1 protein-coding gene is annotated in these 1,735 nt (G+C 71.6%); it reads left to right on the top strand.

Features of this window, described 5'->3' with window-relative positions:
• The first annotated feature begins 232 nt into the window (after window positions 1-232).
• Window positions 233-1,660, top strand: coding sequence for an RICIN domain-containing protein (locus Mam01_RS36840; RefSeq protein ID WP_239101519.1), 1,428 nt, complete (start codon window positions 233-235; stop codon window positions 1,658-1,660).
• Window positions 1,661-1,735 lie beyond the last annotated feature (75 nt).

The following is a 1,735-nucleotide window of genomic DNA, read 5'->3' as shown; positions in this document are numbered from 1 at the left end:
CGTGCACCGGCGCCAACAACCAGAAGTGGACCCGGGTCTGACACCCCGCGACACCGCCTGACGCCTTCCGGCGCGTCCGACCGCCGTGCTCCGCCGGGGTGATCGACCCCTCACCCCGGCGGAGCACGGTACGGCGGGTGCCCTCGACTCGATCGGCGCGAACCCCTCCCGTTCCCGGCCGCCCTCCGCCTCACTCCTCGAACGCGACTCCCCCCAGCCCGCAGGAGCAGCAGTGCCCTCACAGCGAACCCCGGAGACGGTTCCCCGCCGAACCCTCCACAGGCACGACCTCAACCCGCGGCGCTTCGGAGCCGCCGTCCTCGCAGGGGTCGTGGCCGTCCTCCTGGTGACGGCCGGCGCGGCGGGCTGGCCGTCCGCCGCGTCCGCCGCCGACAACCCCTACCAGCGCGGGCCCGCGCCCACCGCGGCGAGCATCGCCGCGGACCGCGGTCCCTTCGCCACCGCACAGGTGACCGTCCCCCGGGGCAACGGATTCGGCGGCGGGGTCATCTACTACCCGACCGACACCAGCCAGGGCACCTTCGGCGCCATCGCGATCGCTCCCGGCTTCAACACCGCCTGGAGTTACTACGCCTGGCAGGGCCCGAGGCTCGCCTCGTTCGGGTTCGTCGTGATCGGGATCGAGACCAACACCCTCAACGACTACGCTGACGCCCGGGCCGCCCAGTTGCTCGCCGCGCTCGACTACCTCGTCAACAGCAGTTCCGTACGGGACCGGGTCGACCGCAACCGGCTGGCGGTGGGCGGGCACTCGATGGGCGGCGGCGGGGCCATCCTCGCGGCCGGCCAGCGGCCCTCGCTGCTGACCGCGGTCGGGCAGGCGCCGTACGTGCCCGACGGCAGCCTGTCGGGCATCAAGAGCCCCACGATCATCTTCGCCGGCCAGACCGACGGAACGGTGACCCCGCAGTACGCCCAGAACGCGTACAACACGATTCCCGGCAGCGTCGAGCGGGCGTACGTCGAGATCGCGAACGAGGGCCACGGCTTCCCCGCGGGTGGCGGCGGCGGCAACTCGGGCGCCTTCGCGCGCACCATGATGGTCTGGCTGAAGCTGTTCGTCGACAGGGACACCCGCTACGCGCCGTTCCTGTGCCCGTCGCTGACCAACGCGAACGGCATCTCCAAGTACATGGCCAGCTGCCCGCTCGACCCGCCCGGCGGCGGCCCGACGGCCAGCCCCACCTCGACCCCGACCTCGACACCCACCTCCACGCCGACCTCGACTCCGACGGGCACTCCGCCCTCCGGCAGTACGAGCGCGCTCAGGGGTGTGGCGTCGGGCCGGTGCCTGGACGTCAACGGCGCTTCCCAGGCCAACGGCGCGCAGGCACAGCTCTGGGACTGCAACGGCCAGAACAACCAGAAGTGGACCTCCACCAGCGCGGGCGAGTTGCGGGTGTACGGCAACAAGTGCCTGGACGTCAACGGCGGCGGCACCGCCGACGGCAGCGCGGTGATCATCTGGGACTGCAACGGCCAGAACAACCAGAAGTGGCGCTTCAACTCCGACGGCAGCATCACCGCCGTCGGTGCGAACAAGTGCCTGGACGTGTCCGGCAACGGCACGGCCAACGGCAGCAAGGTGCAGATCTGGTCCTGCCACGGCGGCACGAACCAGCGCTGGACCCGCGTCTGACAACGAACCGAACACGGAGGCGGCACCCCTCCCGGAACCTCGTCCACCGGCAACAGCGCGGCGGCGCGCGCCTTT

The organism is Microbispora amethystogenes (assembly GCF_016863015.1).
GTDB classification, from domain to species: domain Bacteria; phylum Actinomycetota; class Actinomycetes; order Streptosporangiales; family Streptosporangiaceae; genus Microbispora; species Microbispora amethystogenes.
Note: the sequence above shows the minus strand (reverse complement) of the source record. Positions and strands in the feature narration are given on the sequence as shown.